The sequence below is a fragment of the Leclercia sp. UBA5076 genome, assembly GCF_002416465.1.
GTDB lineage: Bacteria > Pseudomonadota > Gammaproteobacteria > Enterobacterales > Enterobacteriaceae > Enterobacter.
Map to the genome: position 1 here is coordinate 150,265 of NZ_DIAO01000016.1, position 20,225 is coordinate 170,489.

Genomic DNA, 20,225 nt, shown 5'->3' on the forward strand with positions numbered 1-20,225 from the left:
CCGTTTCGCCCGCCGTTAAACAAAGTTCAAGGAGATGCGGATGAAACAGTATTTGATTGCACCCTCAATTCTTTCGGCTGATTTTGCCCGGCTGGGCGAAGATACCGCGAAAGCACTGGCTGCCGGTGCGGATGTCGTTCATTTCGACGTTATGGATAACCACTACGTGCCTAACCTGACCATCGGCCCGATGGTCCTGAAGGCGCTGCGCAATTATGGCGTGACCGCACCGATTGACGTGCACCTGATGGTAAAACCGGTCGATCGCATCGTGCCAGATTTTGCCGCCGCGGGTGCCAGCATCATCACCTTCCATCCTGAAGCCTCCGAACACGTTGACCGTACGCTACAGCTGATCAAAGAGCACGGCTGTAAGGCGGGCCTGGTCTTCAATCCGGCCACGCCGCTGAGCTACCTGGATTACGTCATGGACAAGCTGGACGTGATCCTGCTGATGTCCGTTAACCCGGGCTTTGGCGGGCAGTCTTTCATTCCGCATACGCTGGATAAACTGCGGGAAGTACGTCGCCGTATCGACGAGTCTGGCTTTGATATCCGCCTCGAAGTGGATGGCGGCGTGAAGGTCAGCAACATCGGCGAAATCGCGGCGGCGGGGGCAGATATGTTTGTCGCGGGTTCGGCTATTTTCGATCAGCCGGACTACAAAAAAGTCATTGATGAAATGCGCAGTGAACTGGCGAAGGTAAGTCATGGATAATTTGCAGGCAATTCGGGGTGTTGCATTTGACCTCGACGGTACGCTGGTGGACAGCGCACCGGGTTTAACCGCGGCGGTCGATCAGGCGCTGTACGCGCTGGAGCTGCCGGTGGCGGGCGAAGAACGTGTGGTGACGTGGATCGGTAACGGGGCTGACGTGCTGATGGAGCGCGCGCTGACCTGGGCGCGCCAGGAGCGTGCTGTTCAACGTGCGGCGCAGGGCAAGCCGGGTGTCGATCATGCAGACATCCCTCAGGAAGAGCAGGTGCGTATCCTGCGTAAGCTGTTTAACCGTTTTTATGAAGAGACGGTGGAAGAGGGTAGCTTCCTGTTCCCGGATGTGGCCGCTACGCTGAGCGCGCTGCATGCTCAGGGTCTGCCGCTAGGGCTGGTGACCAACAAGCCGACGGCGTTCGTCGCCCCGCTGCTGGAAGCGCTCGATATCGCTCACTATTTCTCGGTTATTGTCGGCGGCGACGATGTGCAGAACAAGAAGCCGCATCCCGAACCGCTACTGCTGGTGGCAGGAAAATTATCCTTACCGCCTGAAGCGCTGCTCTTTGTGGGTGATTCGCGCAATGATATTCTGGCTGCCAGGGCCGCAGGCTGCCCGTCCGTTGGCCTGACTTATGGCTATAACTACGGTGAATCCATTACGCTGAGTGAGCCGGATTTTGTCTTCGACCACTTCAAAGATTTGTTGCCCGTTCTCGGGCTTTCGCACAGTGAAAATCAGGAATTGAAAAATGACTAAGCCCATCGTATTTAGTGGCGCACAGCCCTCAGGTGAACTGACCATTGGCAACTATATGGGTGCGCTGCGTCAGTGGGTTGGCATGCAGGATGATTACCACTGCATTTATTGCATCGTGGATTTGCACGCTATCACCGCGCGTCAGGATCCTGAGAAACTGCGTAAGGCCACGCTGGATACGCTTGCGCTCTATCTGGCCTGTGGTATCGACCCGGAGAAAAGCACCATTTTCGTTCAGTCTCACGTGCCGGAGCATGCGCAGCTGGGCTGGGCGCTGAACTGCTACACCTACTTTGGCGAACTGAGCCGCATGACCCAGTTCAAGGACAAATCGGCCCGCTATTCGGAAAACATCAACGCCGGTCTGTTTGATTACCCGGTGCTGATGGCCGCTGACATTCTGCTCTACCAGACCAACCAGGTGCCGGTGGGTGAAGATCAGAAGCAGCATCTGGAGCTGAGCCGCGATATCGCCCAGCGCTTTAACGCGCTGTATGGTGATGTCTTCAAAGTGCCGGAGCCGTTTATTCCGAAGTCCGGCGCCCGCGTGATGTCCCTGCTGGAGCCGACCAAAAAGATGTCCAAGTCGGACGATAACCGCAACAACGTTATCGGCCTGCTGGAAGATCCGAAAGCGGTGGTGAAAAAGCTCAAGCGTGCGGTGACCGATTCGGACGAGCCGCCTGTGGTGCGTTACGACGTGCAGAACAAAGCGGGCGTCTCTAACCTACTGGATATTCTCTCTGGCGTGACGGGCCGTACCATTCCGGAGCTGGAGCAGCACTTCGAAGGTAAGATGTATGGCCATCTGAAAGGTGAAGTGGCTGAAGCGGTTTCCGGCATGCTCACCGAGCTGCAGGCGCGCTATCACCAGTTCCGCAATGACGAAGCTTACCTGCAGAAGGTGATGAAAGAGGGCGCCGAGAAGGCCAGCGCACGCGCCTCAGAAACCCTGAAAGCGGTCTACGAAGCGATTGGGTTTGTGGCGAAGCCTTAAGCTTGTTTGCCGGGTGGCGGCTTCGCCTTACCCGGCCTACGGGATATAAAAAAACCGGGAATTTCCCGGTTTTTTTATTGCCTGCGAAACGGTTACTGATTCGCTGCCGGGCCGCAGCCACCGATGATCTTAGAGATGGAGATCGCCGGGTGGAGCAGGTAATCGTAGCTGCAGTTATTTTTGGTGTTTTGCACGTGGCCAGTGCACGCCGTCAGGGTTGTTAAGATGCCTGCAACCAGGGCAATCTTTGCCAGTTTAAACATAACGCTTCCTTGTCTGTAACGTGAGGGAATATATAGAAAATGTGCTTTCGCGGAAGGTATGTTATCGGCAGCGTCAGGAGAGGAGTAGTCCATTACAGGACTACTCATTTAGCGGGGAATATGTTCAGCCTAGCTTAATGGTTTGAAAACCAGTTGAGTTTGTCACGCAGCGCCACCACGCGACCCACCACGATCAGCGCCGGGCTTTCAACCTGCTGCGCCAGCTCGCCCAACTGGGTTAACACGCCGCTGACCACGCGCTGTTTAATCGATGTGCCGTTCTCTACCAGCGCAACCGGCATTTCTGCATCCATGCCATGTTCAAGCAGTTTCGCCTGTATCGTCGCCGCCTGGTTCAGCCCCATATAGAAGACCAGAGTCTGTTTTTCTGCGGCCAGGTTATGCCAGTCCAGCTCGCTGCCGGTTTTCAGATGGCCGGTAACCAGACGTACGCTCTGGGCGTAATCGCGATGGGTCAGCGGAATGCCGGAATAGGCGGAGCAACCGGAGGCTGCGGTAATGCCCGGCACCACCGAGAAGGGAATGCCCGCTTCGCATAGCGTCTCCAGCTCCTCGCCGCCGCGCCCGAAGATAAACGGATCGCCGCCTTTCAGCCGCACCACGCGTTTACCCTTCTGGGCTTCACGCAGCAGGATCTGGTTAATCTCTTCCTGCGGAACGCAGTGATAACCTGCGCGCTTGCCGACAAACACCCGGTCGGCATCCCGGCGCACCAGGTTCATAATGTCGTCAGAGACCAGGCGGTCATAGACCACGATATCCGCCTGCTGGATCTGCTGTAGCCCTTTCAGGGTTAACAGGCCGGCATCACCCGGACCGGCACCCACCAGCACCACTTCGCCCCGGTGATCGAGCGGGGCATTGATCAGTTGCTCGGTGGTTTCATCCACGGCCTTTTGATCCTGATTCGCCAGCGACTGCGCCAGCCGGTCGTTCACAAAGAATTTTTCCCAGAAACGACGGCGTTCGCCCACGGTGGCAAACTGCTTTTTCACACGGCTTCGCAGCTGCCCCGCATACTGGGCCACCTGGCCTAAATGCTGCGGCAGAATGGCTTCCAGCTTTTCACGCAGCAGGCGCGCCAGTACCGGCGAGGTGCCACCGGAGGAGACAGCGACCATCAACGGCGAGCGGTCGATAATCGACGGCATGATAAAGCTCGCCTCTTTCGGCGCATCCACCACGTTGCAGAAGATCCGCCGTGCTTCACAGGCATCGCTAACGCGCTGGTTAACCGCATCGTCGTCGGTGGCGGCGATGGTCAGCCAGCAAGTATCGAGCAGCGTTTCGTTGAACTCACCCTCAACGAGGGTGAGCATCCCTTCCTGCGCCCACACGGTGAATTGCGGGGCGAAGTCGAGGGCGTTGACGGTAAGTCGGGCACCTGCGTCTAACAGCAGGCGGGCTTTGCGTTCAGCCACATCGCCACCACCTACGAGCAGGCAGTCACGATTGCGTAATTGACAGAATATTGGCAGGTGATCCACGACATTACCTCTTACTGGTTGGCTTTCGCCTGAACGGTTGCGATGGTTGCAGGAGTCGGACGCTCCGCTTTAGGGGTAGCATACCAGTAACCCCAACCCATAAATACAACCCCGGAAAGGGTATTGCCAAGCGTTACCCACAACAGGTTATGGCCGATACCTGACAGGGTATACGCTTCGCTGTGGTGACCGAACCAGGAGAGGGCAAACAGCGTCATGTTGGCGATGGAGTGTTCGTAGCCAGAGGCGATAAAGGCCAGCAGACACCACCAGATAGCGATGAACTTCGCGGCGCCGTCAGTACGGATTGCCATCCAGATAGCCAGGCAAACCAGCCAGTTACAGAGCGCGCCTTTAAAGAAGAGCACCATCGCCGGGGCGGTAGTTTTTGCCAGCGCGACGGTGTGCACGAGGCTGGTATCGACCGGCAACAGGCTTCCGCCGCCCCAGCTATACAGCAGCGCGACAAACACCGAGCCCACCAGGTTACCGAGCCAGGTCTGCGGCAGAATGCCCCACATCTGGCCCTGAGTGATGGTGCCCGCTTTGACACCCAGCGTCAGGAACATGGTGTGACCGGTGAACAGTTCAGAACCGGCGATGATGACCAGGGTTAAAGCGATCCCGAAGGTGGCGCCCATCACCAGCGGACGCACAGACGGGTCGACGAGGTTACCAAGAGTGAAAATTAAAATGATCCCCAGGCCGACATAGGCGCCCGCCATGGCGGAGCTGATCCAGAAGCCGAGAGGACTGTTTTTACTGAGGCGTGCAATCCGGGCAGCGTTAGCCGCACACTTATTGATGGTGTCTGTAAACATTTGATTATCCAGAATAGTAATGAAAGAAAGAATAAATACGTTGTAGGCCGGATAAGGAGCCTGCTCCGCCACCCGGCAACTGCCCGGCGGCGCAGCGCTTGCCGGGCCTACAACATCAAAATCAAAACAAATAGCGGGGGCATTGCGCCCCCGTTTCAATCAGCCTCTCAGCTGCACCTTGCCGTCCTTCACGCGAACGTCATAGTGTTTAACGGAGCGGGTTTCGTCTTCCATACAGTGGCCGTCGCTCAGGCGGAAGCGCTGCTTTTTCAGCGGGCTGGCAACCCACAGCTCCCCCTGATGCTCAGCGATAATCCCACGGGAAAGCACGCTGGCCTCAAAGAACGGGTCGATATTGCTGATGGCAAAAACCTGTTCGTCGTGGCGCGGACGGAAAATGGCAACCTGCTCATGACCTAACAGCGCGCATACGCCGGTGGCAGGCAGGATCTCGTCGATGTTGCAGATGTTTACCCACTGGCTCATACGTTTTCCTCCACCAGCATCACCGGAATACGTTCATACGGCGTTGCCGGGCGATGCTGCTCGCGCTCAGGCACGACCTGCACGCTCGGATCGCGCTGGTTGCTGTTGATAAAGTGTTTGAAGCGAACCTGCGCCGACGGGGTGTTGACGGTTTCTGTCCATTCGCAAATCACGGCGTCGCGAAGGCGAGCCATCTCTTCTTCCAGCGTCGCGTTCAGGCCGAGCTTGTCGTCGATGATGACGGACTTCAGGTAGTCGATGCCGCCTTCCAGGTTATCCAGCCACGGCGCGGTACGGGTCAGTTTGTCCGCGGTACGGATGTAGAACATCATGAAGCGGTCGAGGTATTTGATCAGCGTTTCACGGTCGATATCCGCCGCCAGCAGATCTGCATGGCGTGGTTTCATCCCGCCGTTACCGCAGACGTACAGGTTCCAGCCTTTCTCAGTGGCGATGATGCCCACATCTTTACCCTGCGCTTCGGCACATTCACGGGTACAGCCGGAGACGCCGAACTTCATTTTGTGCGGGGTACGAATACCTTTGTAGCGGTTTTCCAGCTCGACGCCGAAGCCGACGCTGTCGCCCACGCCGTAACGGCACCAGGTGCTGCCGACGCAGGTTTTCGCCATACGCAGCGCTTTGGCATAGGCGTGACCGGTTTCGAAGCCCGCTTCAATCAGCTGACGCCAGATTTCCGGCAGGTCATCTTTCTGCGCACCGAACAGGCCGATACGCTGGGAGCCGGTGATTTTGGTGTAGAGGTTAAATTCGCGGGCGATGCGGCCGACCGCCACCAGCCCTTCCGGGGTGATTTCGCCGCCGGCAGAGCGTGGGATCACCGAGTAGGTGCCATCTTTCTGGATGTTCGCCAGGAAGTTGTCGTTGGTGTCCTGCAGCGGCGTGTGCTGTGGTTTGAGCACATACTCATTCCAGCAGGAGGCCAGCAGAGAACCGACGGTCGGTTTACACACTTCACAGCCATAACCCTGGCCATGTTTTTGCAGCAGCTCGTCGAAGGATTTGATGCCTTCCACGCGGATCAGGTGGTACAGCTCCTGGCGAGAGTAAGCGAAGTGCTCGCACAGGTTGTTGTTCACTTCGATACCCTGTTTCGCCAGCTCGGCGTTGAGCACCTGGGTCACCAGTGGGATACAGCCGCCGCAGCCGGTACCGGCTTTGGTTTCCGCTTTCAGCGCCGCCACGGTGTGGCAGCCTTTGTTGATGGCAGAAATCAGCATGCCTTTGGTGACATCGAAGCAGGAGCAGATCTGCGCGCTGTCCGGCAGCTTATCGACACCGATAGAGGGTTTGCCGCTGGCCGCATGAGCAGGCAGGATCAGCGCATCCGGGTTCTCCGGCAGTTCGATAGCGTTCAGCACCAGCTGCAGCAGGTTGCCGAAATCGCTGGTGTCACCCACCAGCACCGCGCCGAGCAGGGTTTTGTTATCTTCGCTGACGATAAGACGTTTATAGACCTCTTTGCTTTCGTCGAGATAGACGTAGCTGCGGGAGTTTGGCGTACGGCCATGCGCATCGCCGATACCGCCTACGTCCACGCCCAGCAGTTTCAGCTTGGCGCTCATGTCCGCGCCTTCGAAGGCGTTTTCATTGCCGAGGATATGGTCAACGGCGACCTGCGCCATTTTGTAGCCAGGGGCGACCAGACCGTAGACGTGGTTTTCCCAGCTGGCGCACTCGCCGATGGCGTAGATATCCGGATCGGAGGTCTGGCAGGTAGAGTTGATCATGATCCCGCCGCGCTGGGCAACCGCCAGGCCGCACTGGGTGGCCAGCTTGTCGCGCGGGCGAATACCGGTGGAGAAGACGATAAAGTCGACTTCCAGCTCGCTGCCGTCGGCAAAGCGCATGGTTTTACGCGCCTCGGTGCCTTCCTGCACGATCTCTTTGGTATTTTTGCTGGTGTGAACTTTCACACCCATGCTCTCAATTTTGCGTTTGAGCTGCTCGCCACCCATGTGGTCAAGCTGCTCTGCCATCAGCATCGGGGCAAATTCGATGACGTGGGTTTCAACGCCTAAGTTCTTCAGTGCGCCAGCGGCTTCGAGGCCGAGCAGGCCGCCGCCGACCACCGCGCCGCGTTTACTGCGACGGGCGCAGGATTCGATGGCGTTGAGATCTTCAATGGTGCGATAGACGAAGCAGTCCTGGGTTTCCGAGCCTTTGATCGGCGGGATCCACGGATAGGAGCCAGTCGCCATGATCAGCTTGTCGTAAAAAACCGTGCGTCCCGCACTGGAATGAATCACTTTTTCCTGACGGTTGATGGTGATAGCGCGCTCGCCCACCAGCACCTTCACGCCATGTTTCTCGTAAAAACCTTCGCGCACCAGAGAGAGCTCCTCGGCGGTGTGGTGAGAGAAATAGGAGGAGAGGTGCACGCGGTCGTACGCCTTACGGGGTTCTTCACAGAACACGGTAATGTCGAACTGGGCGGCATCGGCTTTATCGAGTAGATCCTCAATAAAGCGGTGACCGACCATGCCGTTACCGATAATAGCGAGTCTGACTTTGCTCATTTTTGCCTCGATTTCTTTTCTATTACTGCCTACCTTAACGATTCAGCAACGGCGCTTATTGATGCAAATCAAATACGCCTTCAACTACTCCTTAGTGGGTAGATGCCTGATTTGTCAGGTTTTTTATAAGTCGTGGAAATCGCAGGCTTTTCATAATCGATGATTATGTGTACAAATCAGGAGGCTAATTTTTAATTTCAGCTACTCCTGAATTTCAGCCCCCATCTTAGGGAGAATATGATGTCTACAGCACCGCTTTGGCTTATTCAGAACGTCCGTTTACCGGGCCGTGAAGGCTTTTGGCAACTGGCTATTGAGAACGGTCGTTTTGGCGAAATCACCCCGACGGGCGAAAAGCAGGGTGAGAGCTATGAAGTGTTGAATGCCCGCGGAGGGTTAGCCATCCCGCCTTTTATCGAACCGCATATCCACCTGGATACCACCCAGACCGCAGGTGAGCCGAACTGGAACCAGTCCGGGACGCTGTTTGAAGGCATAGAGCGTTGGGCAGAGCGCAAAGCGCTGCTCAGCCATGAGGATGTCAAAGCCCGGGCCTGGAAAACCCTGAAGTGGCAGATCGCCAACGGCATCCAGTTTGTGCGCACCCATGTGGATGTCTCCGACCCGACGCTGACCGCCCTGAAAGCGATGCTGGAGGTGAAGCAGGAGGTCGCCCCGTGGGTGACGCTGCAGATTGTGGCCTTCCCGCAGGAAGGGATTCTCTCTTACCCGAATGGCGCGGCGCTGCTGGAAGAGGCCTTAAAGCTCGGGGCGGATGTGGTGGGCGCCATCCCGCACTTCGAATTCACCCGGGAGTATGGCGTCCAGTCCCTGCATATCGCCTTTGAACTGGCGAAGAAGTACGACCGGCCGCTGGATATTCACTGCGATGAGATCGACGATGAACAGTCACGGTTTGTCGAAACGGTGGCGACGCTGGCGTATGAGGCCGGGATCGGCCCGCGCGTCACTGCCAGCCATACCACCGCCATGCACTCTTATAACGGGGCTTACACTTCGCGGCTGTTTCGTCTGCTGAAGCTCTCCGGGATTAACTTTGTGGCCAATCCGCTGGTGAATATCCATCTGCAGGGGCGCTTTGATGATTATCCGAAGCGGCGCGGCATTACCCGCGTGAAGGAGCTGTTTGAGGCGGGCGTCAACGTCTGCTTCGGCCATGACGACGTGTTTGATCCGTGGTATCCGCTGGGCACCGGCAATATGTTGCAGGTGCTGCATATGGGGCTGCATGTCTGTCAGATGATGGGGTATCAGCAAATTGATAGCGGACTTAACTTGATCACCTATAACAGCGCCAGAACGTTTGGGCTGAGCGATTACGGTATTGAGACGGGGAATCCGGCGAATCTGGTGATTCTGCCCGCGGAAAGTGGCTTTGAGGCGGTGCGTTGTCAGGTGCCTGTGCGCTGGTCGATTCGTCAGGGCAGGGTCATTGCCGCCACGCAGTTAGCCCAGACATGGGTTCAGATGGACAGCGGTGGGGAAGAGGTATGCTTTACCAAAAACAGCCCCTTTACTGAGCGCAAAGGGGCATAAGGATTAGTGCGTCGCTGCCGCCGCGTTATGCTGGCGGTGGCGGGTGACGAAGCCCAGCACCAGGCACATTACAAATACCACGGCATAAAGACCATTGGCGGTGTGTAACGCTGCCAGCGGGCCGCTGTGCGCCACAATCGGGCCGGTTACCACGAAGGTCAGCATGGTGCCGATGGTGCCGCAGGTCAGCACGAAGTTAACCAGCTTCGGCGAAGCCACTTTGGTCTGCAGGGAGCCCAGAGTGATGATCGAGGTGTAAATGGCGCTGGAGAAGAAGCCGAGCGTCAGGATAAACCACGGCATCTGCTCCGGAGAGCCGTTGATAAACAGGTACATCAGCACGGTGGCGGCGCCCGCCAGCACGGTGAGGATCCGCTGCAGATCGAAGAAGCGCAGGATAAAGCTGAACGCCCACATGCCGAACATGTAGGACATCCAGAAGTCACTCACCAGCTTACCGGCATCGTTCAGGCTCATCCCCAGACCTTTGGCATACTCCGGCACCCAAGAGATAAAGCCCAGTTGACCCAGGATGTAGCAGAGGGCGGCGATGGAGAGGAACAGGACACCAATCCCCCATTTTTCTTTCACCACCGGCTCGCTGGTGGTCTGCGCTTTTTTGCCCAGGACCGGGAAGTCACAGCCGAAGGTCAGAATAAAGATCGCCACGTAGACCAGACCAATGCAGGCGTAAACCCAGTACCACTCAATGCTGCGGGCCAGCAGCGCGGCGGCCACAATCGGGAAGATCATCCCTGCCATGCTGAAGAAGGAGTCGGTGAAGAGCAGTCGCGCGCCGCGCTGACGGCCTTCATACATGTGGGTAATGAGGAAGGTACCAATCGACATGGTGATGCCGCTGACCAGACCCAGCACAAACATGGCGGCGGAGAACAATGCGATGCTATGGCTGAGCATCAGACCCGCCACGGCAAGCACCATCAGCACAAAGCCAAAACGCAGCTGGGTTTTCAGTGGGACGATTTCCATCAGCCAGGCATTGAGAAAAATGGAGATCAGGATCCCGGCGTTAAGAAAGGTGAAGGTGTTACTCATGCTGGAAACGGGCAGGTTGAAATAGTCTGCGATATTTCCCATCACCATCCCGGTGACAATTACCAACGCACCGGTGAGGGCGTAGGAGAAGAAGCTGATCCATGTGAGCTTGATACGATTGCTGTTAGTCATGACTGGCCTGTGAAGAGAAGTGTAAAGCGCATTGGCTGCGCTGCGAGCGGCCAGATTTTAATCGTGAATGTGATCTAATTAAATCTTTTAGGTCAAATTAATCATTCATTGCATTATAAATAGTGATATTAATCACGTTAATGGTGCTGGCACGACTTTGCCGGGCGGTTACATCTGTTTCAAATAGGTAAAATTAGGTAAAGGGCTGGCCTGGATTCATACTGCTCTTTAGAATCAAGCCATTCGCTTTCTTTACTGCGCTTTGTTAAGGAATTCTCATGCTCAAATCAACTCTGGCGGCTGTCGCGGCTGTATTCGCTCTTTCAGCCCTCTCTCCTGCTGCGCTGGCAGCGAAAGGAGACCCGCACGTTCTGTTGACCACCTCTGCCGGCAACATTGAGCTGGAACTGAACAGTCAGAAAGCTCCCGTTTCTGTGAAAAACTTCCTCGATTATGTCAACAGCGGTTTTTATAACGGCACTACGTTCCACCGTGTGATCCCGGGCTTTATGGTGCAGGGCGGCGGCTTCAACGATCAGATGCAGCAGAAGCAGCCAAACCCGCCAATCAAGAACGAAGCGGATAACGGCCTGCGTAACACCCGCGGCACCATCTCTATGGCGCGTACCGCCGATAAAGACAGCGCAACCAGCCAGTTTTTCCTCAACGTGGCGGACAACGCCTTCCTTGACCACGGCCAGCGTGACTTTGGCTATGCGGTATTTGGTAAAATTGTGAAAGGCATGGATGTAGCCGATAAAATTTCTCAGGTGCAGACGCACGACGTCGGCCCTTACCAGAATGTGCCGTCAAAACCGATAGTTATCCTCTCTGCGAAAGTCCTGCCTTAATCCGTAATGGCGCGGGCAGGTTTTGCCCGCGTTGCCTTTACCTCCCTGCGAAACCGCAGTTTGCTGCTTATACTTGTGGCAACACGGGCACAAGCAGGGAGGAAAAGGGTGAAAAAACTCACTGATAAGCAAAAATCCCGTCTTTGGGAACAACAGCGAAACGCGAATTTTCAGGCCAGTCGCCGTCTTGAAGGCGTCGATAGTCCCTTAGTCACGCTCAATGCCGACGAGGCAGAACTGCGTCTTGAGGAGCTCAGGAGGCAGTATGAGCGATAAATACGGCAACGATCGCGATCCCTATCTCTATCCCGGCCTGAATGTCATGCGTAACCGGCTGGGCATCCGCCAGGCGGAGCGTCTGGCGCAGGCGGCGTATGAATTTACCGCACTGCGAGCGGCAACCCTGGGGCTGGGGCCGCTGCTGCGCGGCCTCCCACATCTGTGCGCCATTCATCAGCATATCTATCAGGATATCTTTGACTGGGCGGGTGATATTCGTGAGATGGATATTTACCAGGGCGATACCCGCTTCTGCCACTTCGCCTACATCGAAAAAGAGGGCAACGCCCTGATGCAGGATCTGGAGGAGGAGGGCTATCTCGTTGGGCTGGAGAGAGAGGAGTTCATTAACCGCCTCAGCCACTACTATTGCGAGATCAACGTTCTGCATCCGTTCCGCATCGGCAACGGTATTGTTCAGCGCATCTTCTTTGAGCAGCTGGCGATCCATGCGGGCTACCAGCTTGACTGGCGCGATATCGATCCGGAAGAGTGGGCGCAGGCCAACCAGAGCGGTGCGATGGGGGATCTGAGCGCGTTGAACGCAATCTTCAGTAAAGTGGTAAGCGAAGCCGGGGAAATTGAGTAGAATAGGGCGGCCATTTTTTCAGGAGCCGCCATGATTCTGCTGATTGATAACTACGATTCCTTCACCTGGAACCTGTACCAGTATTTTTGCGAGCTGGGGGCGGAGGTGGTGGTCCGGCGCAACGACGCACTCTCGCTGGAGGATGTCGCCACGCTCAATCCGCAAAAAATCGTTATCTCCCCCGGCCCCTGCACGCCGGATGAGTCTGGCATCTCGCTGGCGGTGATCCAGCGCTATGCCGGTGAAGTGCCGATTCTGGGCGTCTGCCTCGGGCATCAGGCCATCGCCCAGGTCTTTGGCGCCACCATTGTGCGGGCAGCGAAAGTGATGCATGGCAAAACCTCCCCGGTGACGCACAACGGCGTCGGAGTTTTCTGCGGTCTGAACAACCCCCTTACCGTCACCCGCTATCACTCACTGATTATCGATCCGCCCACCTTACCCGACTGCTTTGAGGTCACCGCCTGGAGCGAAACGCAGGAGATCATGGGTATCCGTCACCGTGAATGGGATCTGGAAGGGGTGCAGTTCCACCCCGAAAGCATTCTCAGCGAACAGGGCCACCAGCTGCTGGCTAATTTCCTCAATCGTTGATTTTTAGTTGCCATAAAGTGATTTTTTAAGCATATTTCGTGATTATATTTTCACTTCTGCTTTGTACTTAAAAAAGGGTGGGGTTACATGGCAACTGAACAATCTGCAATTACGCGCGCAACATTCGATGAAGTGATACTGCCAGTTTATGCACCGGCTGAGTTTATCCCGGTGAAGGGGAAAGGCAGCCGCGTCTGGGATCAGCAGGGCAAAGAGTACATTGATTTTGCGGGCGGCATTGCGGTGACGGCGTTAGGTCACTGCCACCCGGCGCTGGTCGAGGCGCTGAAAACCCAGGGCGAAACCCTGTGGCACACCAGCAACGTCTTTACCAACGAACCTGCGCTACGTCTCGGGCGCAAAATCATCGAGGCTACCTTTGCCGAGCGTGTGCTGTTTATGAACTCCGGCACCGAAGCCAACGAAACCGCTTTCAAGCTGGCCCGTTATTACGCCTCCACCCGCCACAGCCCGTTTAAAACCAAAATCATCGCCTTCCACAATGCGTTTCATGGCCGTTCGCTGTTTACCGTGACCGTGGGCGGTCAGCCAAAATATTCCGATGGTTTTGGCCCGAAACCGGCCGACATCATCCACGTGCCGTTTAACGATCTGCATGCGGTAAAAGCGGTGATGGACGATCACACCTGCGCGGTGGTGGTTGAGCCGATCCAGGGTGAAGGCGGCGTGATGGCGGCAACGCCAGAATTCCTGCAGGGGCTACGCGATCTGTGCGATCAGCACCAGGCCCTGCTGGTCTTTGACGAAGTGCAGAGCGGCATGGGCCGTACTGGGGATCTCTTTGCTTATATGCACTACGGCGTGACGCCGGACATCCTGACCAGCGCCAAAGCGCTCGGGGGTGGCTTCCCGGTGAGCGCCGTGCTCACCACGCAGGATATCGCATCGGCATTCCACGTGGGCTCTCACGGCTCGACCTATGGCGGCAACCCGCTGGCGTGCGCGGTTGCCGGAGCGGCGTTCGATATCATCAATACCCCGGAAGTGCTGAGCGGCGTCAATACGAAGCGCGAGCAGTTTGTGAAGCATCTCCAGCAGATCGATGCGCAGTACGATGTCTTCAGTGATATCCGTGGCATGGGACTGTTGATTGGTGCCGAACTGAAGCCGCAGTACAAAGGCCGGGCGCGCGATTTTCTCTACGCCGCCGCCAGCGAAGGGACGATGGTGCTCAACGCCGGGCCGGACGTGATGCGCTTTGCGCCGTCGCTGCTGGTGGAAAGCCAGGATATCGAAGAGGGGATGACCCGCTTTGCGCAGGCGGTGAAGCGGGTGGTTCAGCAGTAGCTGTGTAGCCCGGCGGCGCTACGCTTGCACGGGCCTACAAGACCGTAGGCCGGGTAAGCGCAGCGCCACCCGGCGTTTAATACGGTGTGCGTTTCAAACGCCGGATCAACCAGATGCCATGATGTGGACGCTGGCGCCAGGCCACCGACGAAATGGTGTGCATAGTATTCAGATGCCCCAGAATGCGCTGCAGATGCTGTTCCAGCGTGCTCATCGGGCCGTGCGTCAGCGTCTCTGGCGCTTCCAGAATATTGCTGTCCCCACTCTCACCCGGCTCATCATACTCCAGGCGCTGCTGGCAGCGCTGAAGGCCGATTTCACACGACTGCAAATAACGCTGCGCCAGGTCTGGCGTCAGCATCGTATGCTCCCGCGCCAGGGTCGTCATTGCGTTGATATGCTCGACGATAAACTGGCTGTGCGTCACCCACAGTTTCATATCCGCCAGATAGGCCGAATTGAAGCCCGGCTCCTGCATCGCCTGGTTGAGGGAGTTGAACAGGGCATTATGCGCCTGGTTGACCTTCATGCGCTGCCAGGCCAGCGGCGTGGGTTGCGGATCGTCGCTGAGGATCAGGCGGATGGCCTCCTGGTCGGCCTCCAGCGCGTCGTGGGCGTTCTGTCGCAGCAATCCGCTCTGCCACTGCGGCCACAGCCACACCATGCCGCCAAAGGCAATCAGGCAGCCAATCAGCGTATCTGCCAGCCGGGCGATAATAAACTGCTCACCATTGAGCGTAATCAGTTGCAGGGTGTAGACCGCGGTCAGCGTAAAGCCCACCGTCGCCCAGCCGTAGTTCTTACGGATGATGAGGTAACTCACCAGCGTTACCAGCAGCATACCCGTCAGGGTATAGCCTTCCGGGACGTGAAGGTGCAGGGTGATCCCCGCAATAATCAGCCCCGCCATCGTGCCGCCTGCCCGGTGGAGGATGCGCACCCGCGTGGCGCTGTAGCCGTTTTGCGTCACCAGCAGAACGGTCATTAAGATCCAGTAAGGCTTAGGCAGGTGCAGCGCCATACCCATCAGGCTGGCGATACTCAGCATGACGCTGATACGTGCCGCATTACGCAGGGCGGCAGACTTTAGCGACAGATAGCTTCTCAGGGCGGGGATCAGCGGCAGGCGCTTCTGCTTATCCGCCATCAGGTCACGCGGGTAGAGCGGGCGTTGGGTGCGAAGCACGCGGGCAATACGGCTGAAGTGCCAGGCGGCGAACTGGCCGACCGGGTTATCCGCATGCTGGCGGGCAATTTTCTCCAGCGCGCCGAGCTGTTTGTCCATGTTAAAGCGGGTGGGATAGCGGTGATAGAGAATATCGTCGGCCAGTACCCGCAGCCGGGCGGCGACGGTCTGCGCGTTCCAGCGGATCACCGCTTCAGCGTGGCTGCGCTCGACCAGCTTTTGCACCTCTTGCGGATGATGCAGGCTAACGGAGATATGCTCCTGCAGATCCAGCCCCACCTGGAAGATACGCAGCAGCCGCTTGTATTCATGATTCCTGTTCGCCGCCAGCATATGCAGTTGCTGGTAACACTGACTAATCAGGTCCACCACCTTCTGCTGGCGCGCCAGCAGCGGCGGCAGCGATTTTTCCGGGTCGGTGTGCTGGGTCAGCAGGGTATATTTGGCTTCACAGTAATCAGCCAGCTGGCGGTAGAGTACGCTCAGGGATTCACGCAGCGGCTGCTCCCGCCACAGCCAGAACCAGAACCAGTTAAACAGCCCGTACCAGAGTGTCCCCAGGGCGTAGATCAGCAGCGGCGCCCAGATCGGTAAATTCCCCGCCAGGCTCAGGGTAAAGATGGCCGCAATCAGCGAGGCGGGCAGCAGGCGGGCGTGGAGGGCGCTGATCTCCGCCGTGACCCCTAACGTCATCGCCAGTGCGGTCAGAATGAGGGGCAGCGGAATATCACGCGCCAGCAGCAATTGTACCGCCAGACTACAGCCAGCAAACAGGCAGCCGCCAATTATCAGGCGTTTAAAAAAGCGTTTATGGGGCGTGTCGAGACCCGCAATGTTGCAGCAGGCGGGAACAAGAGAAAACAGAAGGCCGTATTGCAGATAACCGAGTACTAACCCCACAGCCACAGGGAGACACAACACCAGGGTTTGCCGTAGTGCGTAGTTAACTTCCGGGTGATAAATGAGCCTGCGCCACATGGGTGAGAGAGACAAAAACGGCGTGTCATCATGCGATGCCACGCCGTCTGAGCGGAATTAACGTGTTCCGTAAACCACGATGGTTTTACCGTGGGCGGAAATCAGGTTCTGATCTTCCAGCATTTTCAGAATACGACCCACTGTCTCACGGGAACAACCGACGATCTGACCGATCTCCTGACGGGTAATTTTAATTTGCATACCGTCCGGGTGGGTCATGGCGTCTGGCTGTTTCGCCAGGTTCAGCAGCGTCTGAGCGATACGGCCCGTCACGTCCAGGAAGGCGAGGTTACCCACTTTCTCAGAGGTGACCTGCAGACGGCGAGCCATCTGCGAAGAGAGGCGCATCAGGATATCCGGGTTAACCTGGATCAGCTGGCGGAATTTCTTATAAGAGATCTCAGCCACTTCACACGCAGTTTTTGCCCGGACCCAGGCGCTACGCTCCTGACCTTCTTCAAACAGGCCCAGTTCACCGATAAAGTCTCCCTGATTCAGGTAAGAGAGGATCATCTCTTTGCCTTCTTCATCTTTGATCAGCACTGCCACTGAGCCTTTGACGATGTAATACAACGTTTCCGCTTTTTCACCCTGGTGAATCAGCGTGCTCTTCGATGGGTACTTATGAATGTGGCAATGAGACAAGAACCATTCGAGAGTCGGGTCTGTTTGCGGTTTGCCAAGCACCATGCGCTGTTATCCTCTGTTATAAGCTGTCTCCAGAGTCAGGCTTTCTACCTTCGCTCTGGGGTTGCAATCGAATTCTTCCCCTTACCTGGGGATCTGGCTGTCACAATAATTAGCAGCCTGTAATGTGTGATGTCCTCTGCATACATGTGCAACGTCAATGTATTACTGTAGCATCACGACTGTTTTAGCATAGGTTTTGCCGCGTGTCTCCTGGTGTCTCGCTTCAGCTTGATGCAGGTCGACTTCCTTTGCCAGAATTGTTACTGGCGCGTAATCTGACAGAAAAAATGCAAGCCTGGAGTGAGTTAAAATGCAAGCACGTGTGAAATGGGTTGAAGGGTTAACGTTCCTCGGTGAGTCCGCCTCGGGGCACCAGATTCTGATGGATGGCAACTCCGGTGATAAAGCACCCAGCCCGATGGAAGTGGTTCTGATGGCGGCAGGGGGATGCAGCGCTATCGACGTGGTCTCGATTCTGCAAAAAGGGCGTCACGATGTGACCGACTGCGAAGTGAAACTGACCTCAGAGCGCCGGGATGAAGCGCCGCGTCTCTTTACCCATATCAACCTTCATTTCGTGGTCACTGGCAAAGCGTTGAAAGATGCTGCGGTCTCCCGCGCGGTGGATCTCTCTGCGGAGAAGTACTGCTCCGTGGCGCTGATGCTGGAAAAAGCGGTCAATATTACCCATTCGTATGAAGTGATCGAGGCGTAAGTCCCGGATCAAACGCCGGGCGGCACTTCGTTTGCCCGGCCTACAAGCCTCAATCGATCTTCTTCCCTTCCATTAACCGCTGTACCAGCGGCGTCATGATCAACTCCATCGCCAGTCCCATCTTCCCGCCCGGGACCACCAGCGTATTCATGTGCGAGATAAACGAGCCCTGCAGCATCGCCAGCAGCCAGGGGTAATCGATATTGTCCAGATTGCGGAAATGGATCACCACAAAGCTCTCATCCAGCGACGGGATCGCTTTTGCGGCAAAGGGGTTAGAGGTGTCCACAGTCGGGACGCGCTGGAAATTAATATGGGTGCGGGAAAACTGCGGCGTGAGGAAGTTAATGTAATCTTCCATGGAGCGAACCACCGAATCCATCACCGCTTCTCGGGAATGGCCGCGTTCGCTGGTATCCCGCGTCAGCTTCTGGATCCACTCCAGGTTTACAATGGGTACGACGCCCACCAGCAGATCGACATGGCGCGCCACGTCATGGTGCGGCGTGACGACCCCGCCGTGCAGACCTTCATAAAACAGCACGTCGGTGGGTTCTGGCAGCGGCTGCCAGGGCGTAAAGGTGCCCGGAACCTGGTTCCACGGTACCGCTTCGTCATAGGTATGCAGGTATTTGCGCGACTGGCCCGTGCCGCTTCGCCCGTACTCTGCGAAGGTCTGCTCCAGCAGGCCAAAGTCGTTAGCATCGGGGCCAAAGTAGCTGATATGTTTGCCTAAATCACGGGCCTTGCGGATGGCCATATCCATCTCAGGGCGGGTGTAGCGGTGAAAGCTGTCGCCTTCGACCTCCGCGGCACGCAGATGCAGTTGCGAGAAGATCTTACGAAAGGCGAGGCTGGTGGTGGTGGTACCTGCACCACTCGACCCTGTGACGGCGATAACCGGATGTCTGGCGGACATAGCAACTCCCTGAGTGGAAAGATGTCGCGGTTAACCGCGAAATTGATTGCGAGGCATGATGTTGACAGTTTCGTGCAACTCGGACCATACGACCAGCACCTCACCGCTTTGCAGCTGGCGCCTGATATCAGCGACCTTCTGCTCAAGCGAACGTTCCTCTTCACCATAATCGGTGCCTTCGCGTAACACAAAGCTTTCAATCAGATTATCCAGCGTTTCGGGAGCCAGATCCTGCCAGGGAATGATCATGTCTATTTTTCCAGATAGGGGGTTAGCCAGTCCGGGATACGTGTCTCCAGCCACATCTGCGGTCTACGCAGCGTTCCGCTGATAAAGCCCACGTGCCCACCATGTTCGGTCAGTTGATACTCTACGTTTGCCGGTAAATGTTCCGGCGCCGGAATCGAGTGATGATCCATAAACGGATCGTCTTTCGCGTGAATAATCAGCGTAGGCCGGGTGATTTGATTCAGCAACGGCATGGCGCTGCACTGGCGATAGTAGTCAATCGCATCGGCAAAGCCATGGATTTTCGCGGTGATCAGATCGTCAAATTCACGAATGCGTCGCATGCGCTTGAGCTGCTCCAGGTTGACCGGCAGCGAGCCCGGATAGGCTTTCAGTTTACGTGAGGCGTTGCCTTTCAGCAGGTTAAGCAGGTAGTGCTGATAGACGCGCGAAAAGCCCTTATCCATATGATAGCTGCACTGTTCCAGCATAAACGGAGCAGAAACGATAACGGCGGCGTCCAGCGGAATAGCGTCCCCCTCTTTTGCCAGCAGGCAGGCCAGCATGTTTCCCCCCAGCGAATAGCCTACCGCAGCGGTGGGGGCAGGGCCGTGAGTCTCTGCCAGCCAGCGCAGGAACCAGGTACCATCTTCTGTTTCGCCAGAGTGATAGATGCGTTTCTGGCGATTGGGTTCGCCGCTACAGCCTCTGAAATGCATTACCACGCCCAGCCAACCGCGCGCTTTCGCCGCCTCAATCAGACCATGAGCATAGGGGCTGTGCAGGCTGCCCTCCAGACCGTGAAAGACCACCAGCCGGGGTTTGTGCTGTGCCTGAAGCGGATCTTCGCTCCAGGCTAAGTCAACGAAGTCATCATCCGGCAGGTCAAGGCGCTGCCAGAAAGGGGTAAAACGCACTTTACGACGGATAAGACGCGGCAGCATGGTCTGCAGGTGTCGATTCGACAGGCCCCGCATGGGGACAAAGGTCGCGCTCTCGTCGGGCGTAAAGTTAAATTCGGATGGGATTGTTTGTGTCATAGGGTTGTGAAGTATT

21 protein-coding genes are annotated in these 20,225 nt (G+C 56.6%); 10 read left to right on the forward strand and 11 right to left on the reverse strand.

The genetic code is table 11. The features are described from left to right. Nucleotides 1-40: 40 nt before the first annotated feature. Genes rpe through trpS form a run of 3 tightly spaced genes read left to right on the forward strand, consistent with a single transcriptional unit; the run spans nucleotide 41 to nucleotide 2,469 of the window. Nucleotides 41-718, forward strand: coding sequence for a ribulose-phosphate 3-epimerase (rpe, locus tag B3X29_RS16505; RefSeq protein WP_103824819.1), 678 nt, complete (start codon nucleotides 41-43; stop codon nucleotides 716-718). Continuing rightward, the gene (gene gph / locus B3X29_RS16510) at nucleotides 711-1,472 is read left to right on the forward strand and encodes a phosphoglycolate phosphatase (RefSeq protein WP_103177298.1); all 762 of its coding nucleotides are present in this window, start codon (nucleotides 711-713) and stop codon (nucleotides 1,470-1,472) included. Before rpe ends, gph begins: the two co-directional genes overlap by 8 nt. After that, nucleotides 1,465-2,469: a tryptophan--tRNA ligase gene (trpS, locus tag B3X29_RS16515; protein WP_103177297.1), complete on the forward strand. Its 1,005-nt coding sequence runs from the start codon at nucleotides 1,465-1,467 to the stop codon at nucleotides 2,467-2,469. The genes gph and trpS overlap by 8 nt, the downstream gene beginning before the upstream one ends. Nucleotides 2,470-2,561: 92 nt before the next feature. Here the strand turns inward: trpS and B3X29_RS16520 are convergent, their stop codons facing one another. The 5 genes from B3X29_RS16520 to nirB form a co-directional block, all read right to left on the reverse strand. Further along, a complete protein-coding gene (locus B3X29_RS16520; protein WP_032614785.1) occupies nucleotides 2,562-2,732 on the reverse strand; it encodes a YhfL family protein in 171 nt (56 codons plus the stop codon). Between the two features lie 134 nt (nucleotides 2,733-2,866). Further along, nucleotides 2,867-4,240: a siroheme synthase CysG gene (gene cysG, locus B3X29_RS16525; protein ID WP_103177296.1), complete on the reverse strand. Its 1,374-nt coding sequence runs from the start codon at nucleotides 4,238-4,240 to the stop codon at nucleotides 2,867-2,869. Nucleotides 4,241-4,251: 11 nt separating this feature from the next. Then, a complete protein-coding gene (gene nirC / locus B3X29_RS16530; RefSeq protein WP_103177295.1) occupies nucleotides 4,252-5,061 on the reverse strand; it encodes a nitrite transporter NirC in 810 nt (269 codons plus the stop codon). Nucleotides 5,062-5,220: 159 nt separating this feature from the next. After that, entirely contained in the window at nucleotides 5,221-5,547 is a 327-nt protein-coding gene (gene nirD, locus B3X29_RS16535) for a nitrite reductase small subunit NirD (RefSeq protein ID WP_103177294.1), read from the reverse strand. Then, the gene (gene nirB, locus B3X29_RS16540) at nucleotides 5,544-8,087 is read right to left on the reverse strand and encodes a nitrite reductase large subunit NirB (RefSeq protein WP_103177293.1); all 2,544 of its coding nucleotides are present in this window, start codon (nucleotides 8,085-8,087) and stop codon (nucleotides 5,544-5,546) included. Before nirB ends, nirD begins: the two co-directional genes overlap by 4 nt. A gap of 240 nt (nucleotides 8,088-8,327) precedes the next feature. Here nirB and B3X29_RS16545 point away from each other — a divergent pair, with 240 nt between their 5' ends. Next, entirely contained in the window at nucleotides 8,328-9,644 is a 1,317-nt protein-coding gene (locus B3X29_RS16545) for a cytosine deaminase (RefSeq protein WP_156655301.1), read from the forward strand. Between the two features lie 3 nt (nucleotides 9,645-9,647). Here B3X29_RS16545 and tsgA read toward each other — a convergent pair whose 3' ends face one another. Further along, nucleotides 9,648-10,832, reverse strand: a complete 1,185-nt coding sequence (tsgA, locus tag B3X29_RS16550; RefSeq protein WP_103177291.1) for an MFS transporter TsgA — start codon at nucleotides 10,830-10,832, stop codon at nucleotides 9,648-9,650. A 278-nt stretch (nucleotides 10,833-11,110) separates the two neighbouring features. Between tsgA and ppiA the strand changes: the two genes are divergently transcribed. The 5 genes from ppiA to argD all read left to right on the forward strand — a co-directional run bounded on the left by ppiA (nucleotide 11,111) and on the right by argD (nucleotide 14,453). Beyond that, complete coding sequence (ppiA, locus tag B3X29_RS16555; protein WP_159340223.1) at nucleotides 11,111-11,683, forward strand: peptidylprolyl isomerase A; 573 nt, start codon at nucleotides 11,111-11,113, stop codon at nucleotides 11,681-11,683. A 108-nt stretch (nucleotides 11,684-11,791) separates the two neighbouring features. Then, complete coding sequence (locus tag B3X29_RS16560) at nucleotides 11,792-11,959, forward strand: YhfG family protein (protein WP_103177289.1); 168 nt, start codon at nucleotides 11,792-11,794, stop codon at nucleotides 11,957-11,959. Beyond that, a complete protein-coding gene (locus B3X29_RS16565; RefSeq protein WP_159340224.1) occupies nucleotides 11,949-12,551 on the forward strand; it encodes a putative adenosine monophosphate-protein transferase Fic in 603 nt (200 codons plus the stop codon). The genes B3X29_RS16560 and B3X29_RS16565 overlap by 11 nt, the downstream gene beginning before the upstream one ends. A gap of 30 nt (nucleotides 12,552-12,581) precedes the next feature. Further along, nucleotides 12,582-13,145, forward strand: coding sequence for an aminodeoxychorismate synthase component 2 (gene pabA / locus B3X29_RS16570; RefSeq protein ID WP_156655299.1), 564 nt, complete (start codon nucleotides 12,582-12,584; stop codon nucleotides 13,143-13,145). A gap of 87 nt (nucleotides 13,146-13,232) precedes the next feature. Further along, nucleotides 13,233-14,453 carry a bifunctional acetylornithine/succinyldiaminopimelate transaminase gene (argD, locus tag B3X29_RS16575; protein WP_159340225.1) on the forward strand — a complete coding sequence of 407 codons (1,221 nt, stop codon included), beginning with the start codon at nucleotides 13,233-13,235 and terminating at the stop codon, nucleotides 14,451-14,453. Nucleotides 14,454-14,529: 76 nt separating this feature from the next. Here argD and B3X29_RS16580 read toward each other — a convergent pair whose 3' ends face one another. Continuing rightward, complete coding sequence (locus tag B3X29_RS16580; protein ID WP_159340230.1) at nucleotides 14,530-16,617, reverse strand: YccS/YhfK family putative transporter; 2,088 nt, start codon at nucleotides 16,615-16,617, stop codon at nucleotides 14,530-14,532. A gap of 57 nt (nucleotides 16,618-16,674) precedes the next feature. Next, nucleotides 16,675-17,307, reverse strand: a complete 633-nt coding sequence (crp, locus tag B3X29_RS16585) for a cAMP-activated global transcriptional regulator CRP (RefSeq protein ID WP_000242758.1) — start codon at nucleotides 17,305-17,307, stop codon at nucleotides 16,675-16,677. A gap of 310 nt (nucleotides 17,308-17,617) precedes the next feature. On the opposite strand from crp, the gene B3X29_RS16590 reads away from it, so the two are divergent. Further along, nucleotides 17,618-18,022 (forward strand): OsmC family protein, encoded by a 405-nt coding sequence (locus tag B3X29_RS16590; RefSeq protein WP_103824831.1) that lies wholly within the window; start codon nucleotides 17,618-17,620, stop codon nucleotides 18,020-18,022. A gap of 49 nt (nucleotides 18,023-18,071) precedes the next feature. On the opposite strand, the gene B3X29_RS16595 is transcribed toward B3X29_RS16590, so the two are convergent. Genes B3X29_RS16595 through B3X29_RS16605 form a run of 3 tightly spaced genes read right to left on the reverse strand, consistent with a single transcriptional unit; the run spans nucleotide 18,072 to nucleotide 20,209 of the window. Continuing rightward, the gene (locus B3X29_RS16595) at nucleotides 18,072-18,941 is read right to left on the reverse strand and encodes a phosphoribulokinase (RefSeq protein WP_103177283.1); all 870 of its coding nucleotides are present in this window, start codon (nucleotides 18,939-18,941) and stop codon (nucleotides 18,072-18,074) included. A gap of 30 nt (nucleotides 18,942-18,971) precedes the next feature. Beyond that, the gene (locus B3X29_RS16600; protein ID WP_103177282.1) at nucleotides 18,972-19,190 is read right to left on the reverse strand and encodes a YheU family protein; all 219 of its coding nucleotides are present in this window, start codon (nucleotides 19,188-19,190) and stop codon (nucleotides 18,972-18,974) included. A gap of 2 nt (nucleotides 19,191-19,192) precedes the next feature. Beyond that, entirely contained in the window at nucleotides 19,193-20,209 is a 1,017-nt protein-coding gene (locus B3X29_RS16605; protein WP_103177281.1) for a hydrolase, read from the reverse strand. Nucleotides 20,210-20,225: the final 16 nt, after the last annotated feature.

Excerpts from the sequence above, each read along its gene's own strand:
- rpe (WP_103824819.1), top strand. The coding sequence starts at position 41 with ATGAAACAGTATTTGATTGCACCCTCAATTCTTTCGGCTGATTTTGCC.
- gph (WP_103177298.1), top strand. The coding sequence starts at position 711 with ATGGATAATTTGCAGGCAATTCGGGGTGTTGCATTTGACCTCGACGGT.
- trpS (WP_103177297.1), top strand. The coding sequence starts at position 1,465 with ATGACTAAGCCCATCGTATTTAGTGGCGCACAGCCCTCAGGTGAACTG.
- B3X29_RS16520 (WP_032614785.1), bottom strand. The coding sequence starts at position 2,732 with ATGTTTAAACTGGCAAAGATTGCCCTGGTTGCAGGCATCTTAACAACC.
- nirC (WP_103177295.1), bottom strand. The coding sequence starts at position 5,061 with ATGTTTACAGACACCATCAATAAGTGTGCGGCTAACGCTGCCCGGATT.
- nirD (WP_103177294.1), bottom strand. The coding sequence starts at position 5,547 with ATGAGCCAGTGGGTAAACATCTGCAACATCGACGAGATCCTGCCTGCC.
- nirB (WP_103177293.1), bottom strand. The coding sequence starts at position 8,087 with ATGAGCAAAGTCAGACTCGCTATTATCGGTAACGGCATGGTCGGTCAC.
- B3X29_RS16545 (WP_156655301.1), top strand. The coding sequence starts at position 8,328 with ATGTCTACAGCACCGCTTTGGCTTATTCAGAACGTCCGTTTACCGGGC.
- tsgA (WP_103177291.1), bottom strand. The coding sequence starts at position 10,832 with ATGACTAACAGCAATCGTATCAAGCTCACATGGATCAGCTTCTTCTCC.
- ppiA (WP_159340223.1), top strand. The coding sequence starts at position 11,111 with ATGCTCAAATCAACTCTGGCGGCTGTCGCGGCTGTATTCGCTCTTTCA.
- B3X29_RS16565 (WP_159340224.1), top strand. The coding sequence starts at position 11,949 with ATGAGCGATAAATACGGCAACGATCGCGATCCCTATCTCTATCCCGGC.
- pabA (WP_156655299.1), top strand. The coding sequence starts at position 12,582 with ATGATTCTGCTGATTGATAACTACGATTCCTTCACCTGGAACCTGTAC.
- argD (WP_159340225.1), top strand. The coding sequence starts at position 13,233 with ATGGCAACTGAACAATCTGCAATTACGCGCGCAACATTCGATGAAGTG.
- B3X29_RS16580 (WP_159340230.1), bottom strand. The coding sequence starts at position 16,617 with ATGTGGCGCAGGCTCATTTATCACCCGGAAGTTAACTACGCACTACGG.
- crp (WP_000242758.1), bottom strand. The coding sequence starts at position 17,307 with ATGGTGCTTGGCAAACCGCAAACAGACCCGACTCTCGAATGGTTCTTG.
- B3X29_RS16590 (WP_103824831.1), top strand. The coding sequence starts at position 17,618 with ATGCAAGCACGTGTGAAATGGGTTGAAGGGTTAACGTTCCTCGGTGAG.
- B3X29_RS16595 (WP_103177283.1), bottom strand. The coding sequence starts at position 18,941 with ATGTCCGCCAGACATCCGGTTATCGCCGTCACAGGGTCGAGTGGTGCA.
- B3X29_RS16600 (WP_103177282.1), bottom strand. The coding sequence starts at position 19,190 with ATGATCATTCCCTGGCAGGATCTGGCTCCCGAAACGCTGGATAATCTG.
- B3X29_RS16605 (WP_103177281.1), bottom strand. The coding sequence starts at position 20,209 with ATGACACAAACAATCCCATCCGAATTTAACTTTACGCCCGACGAGAGC.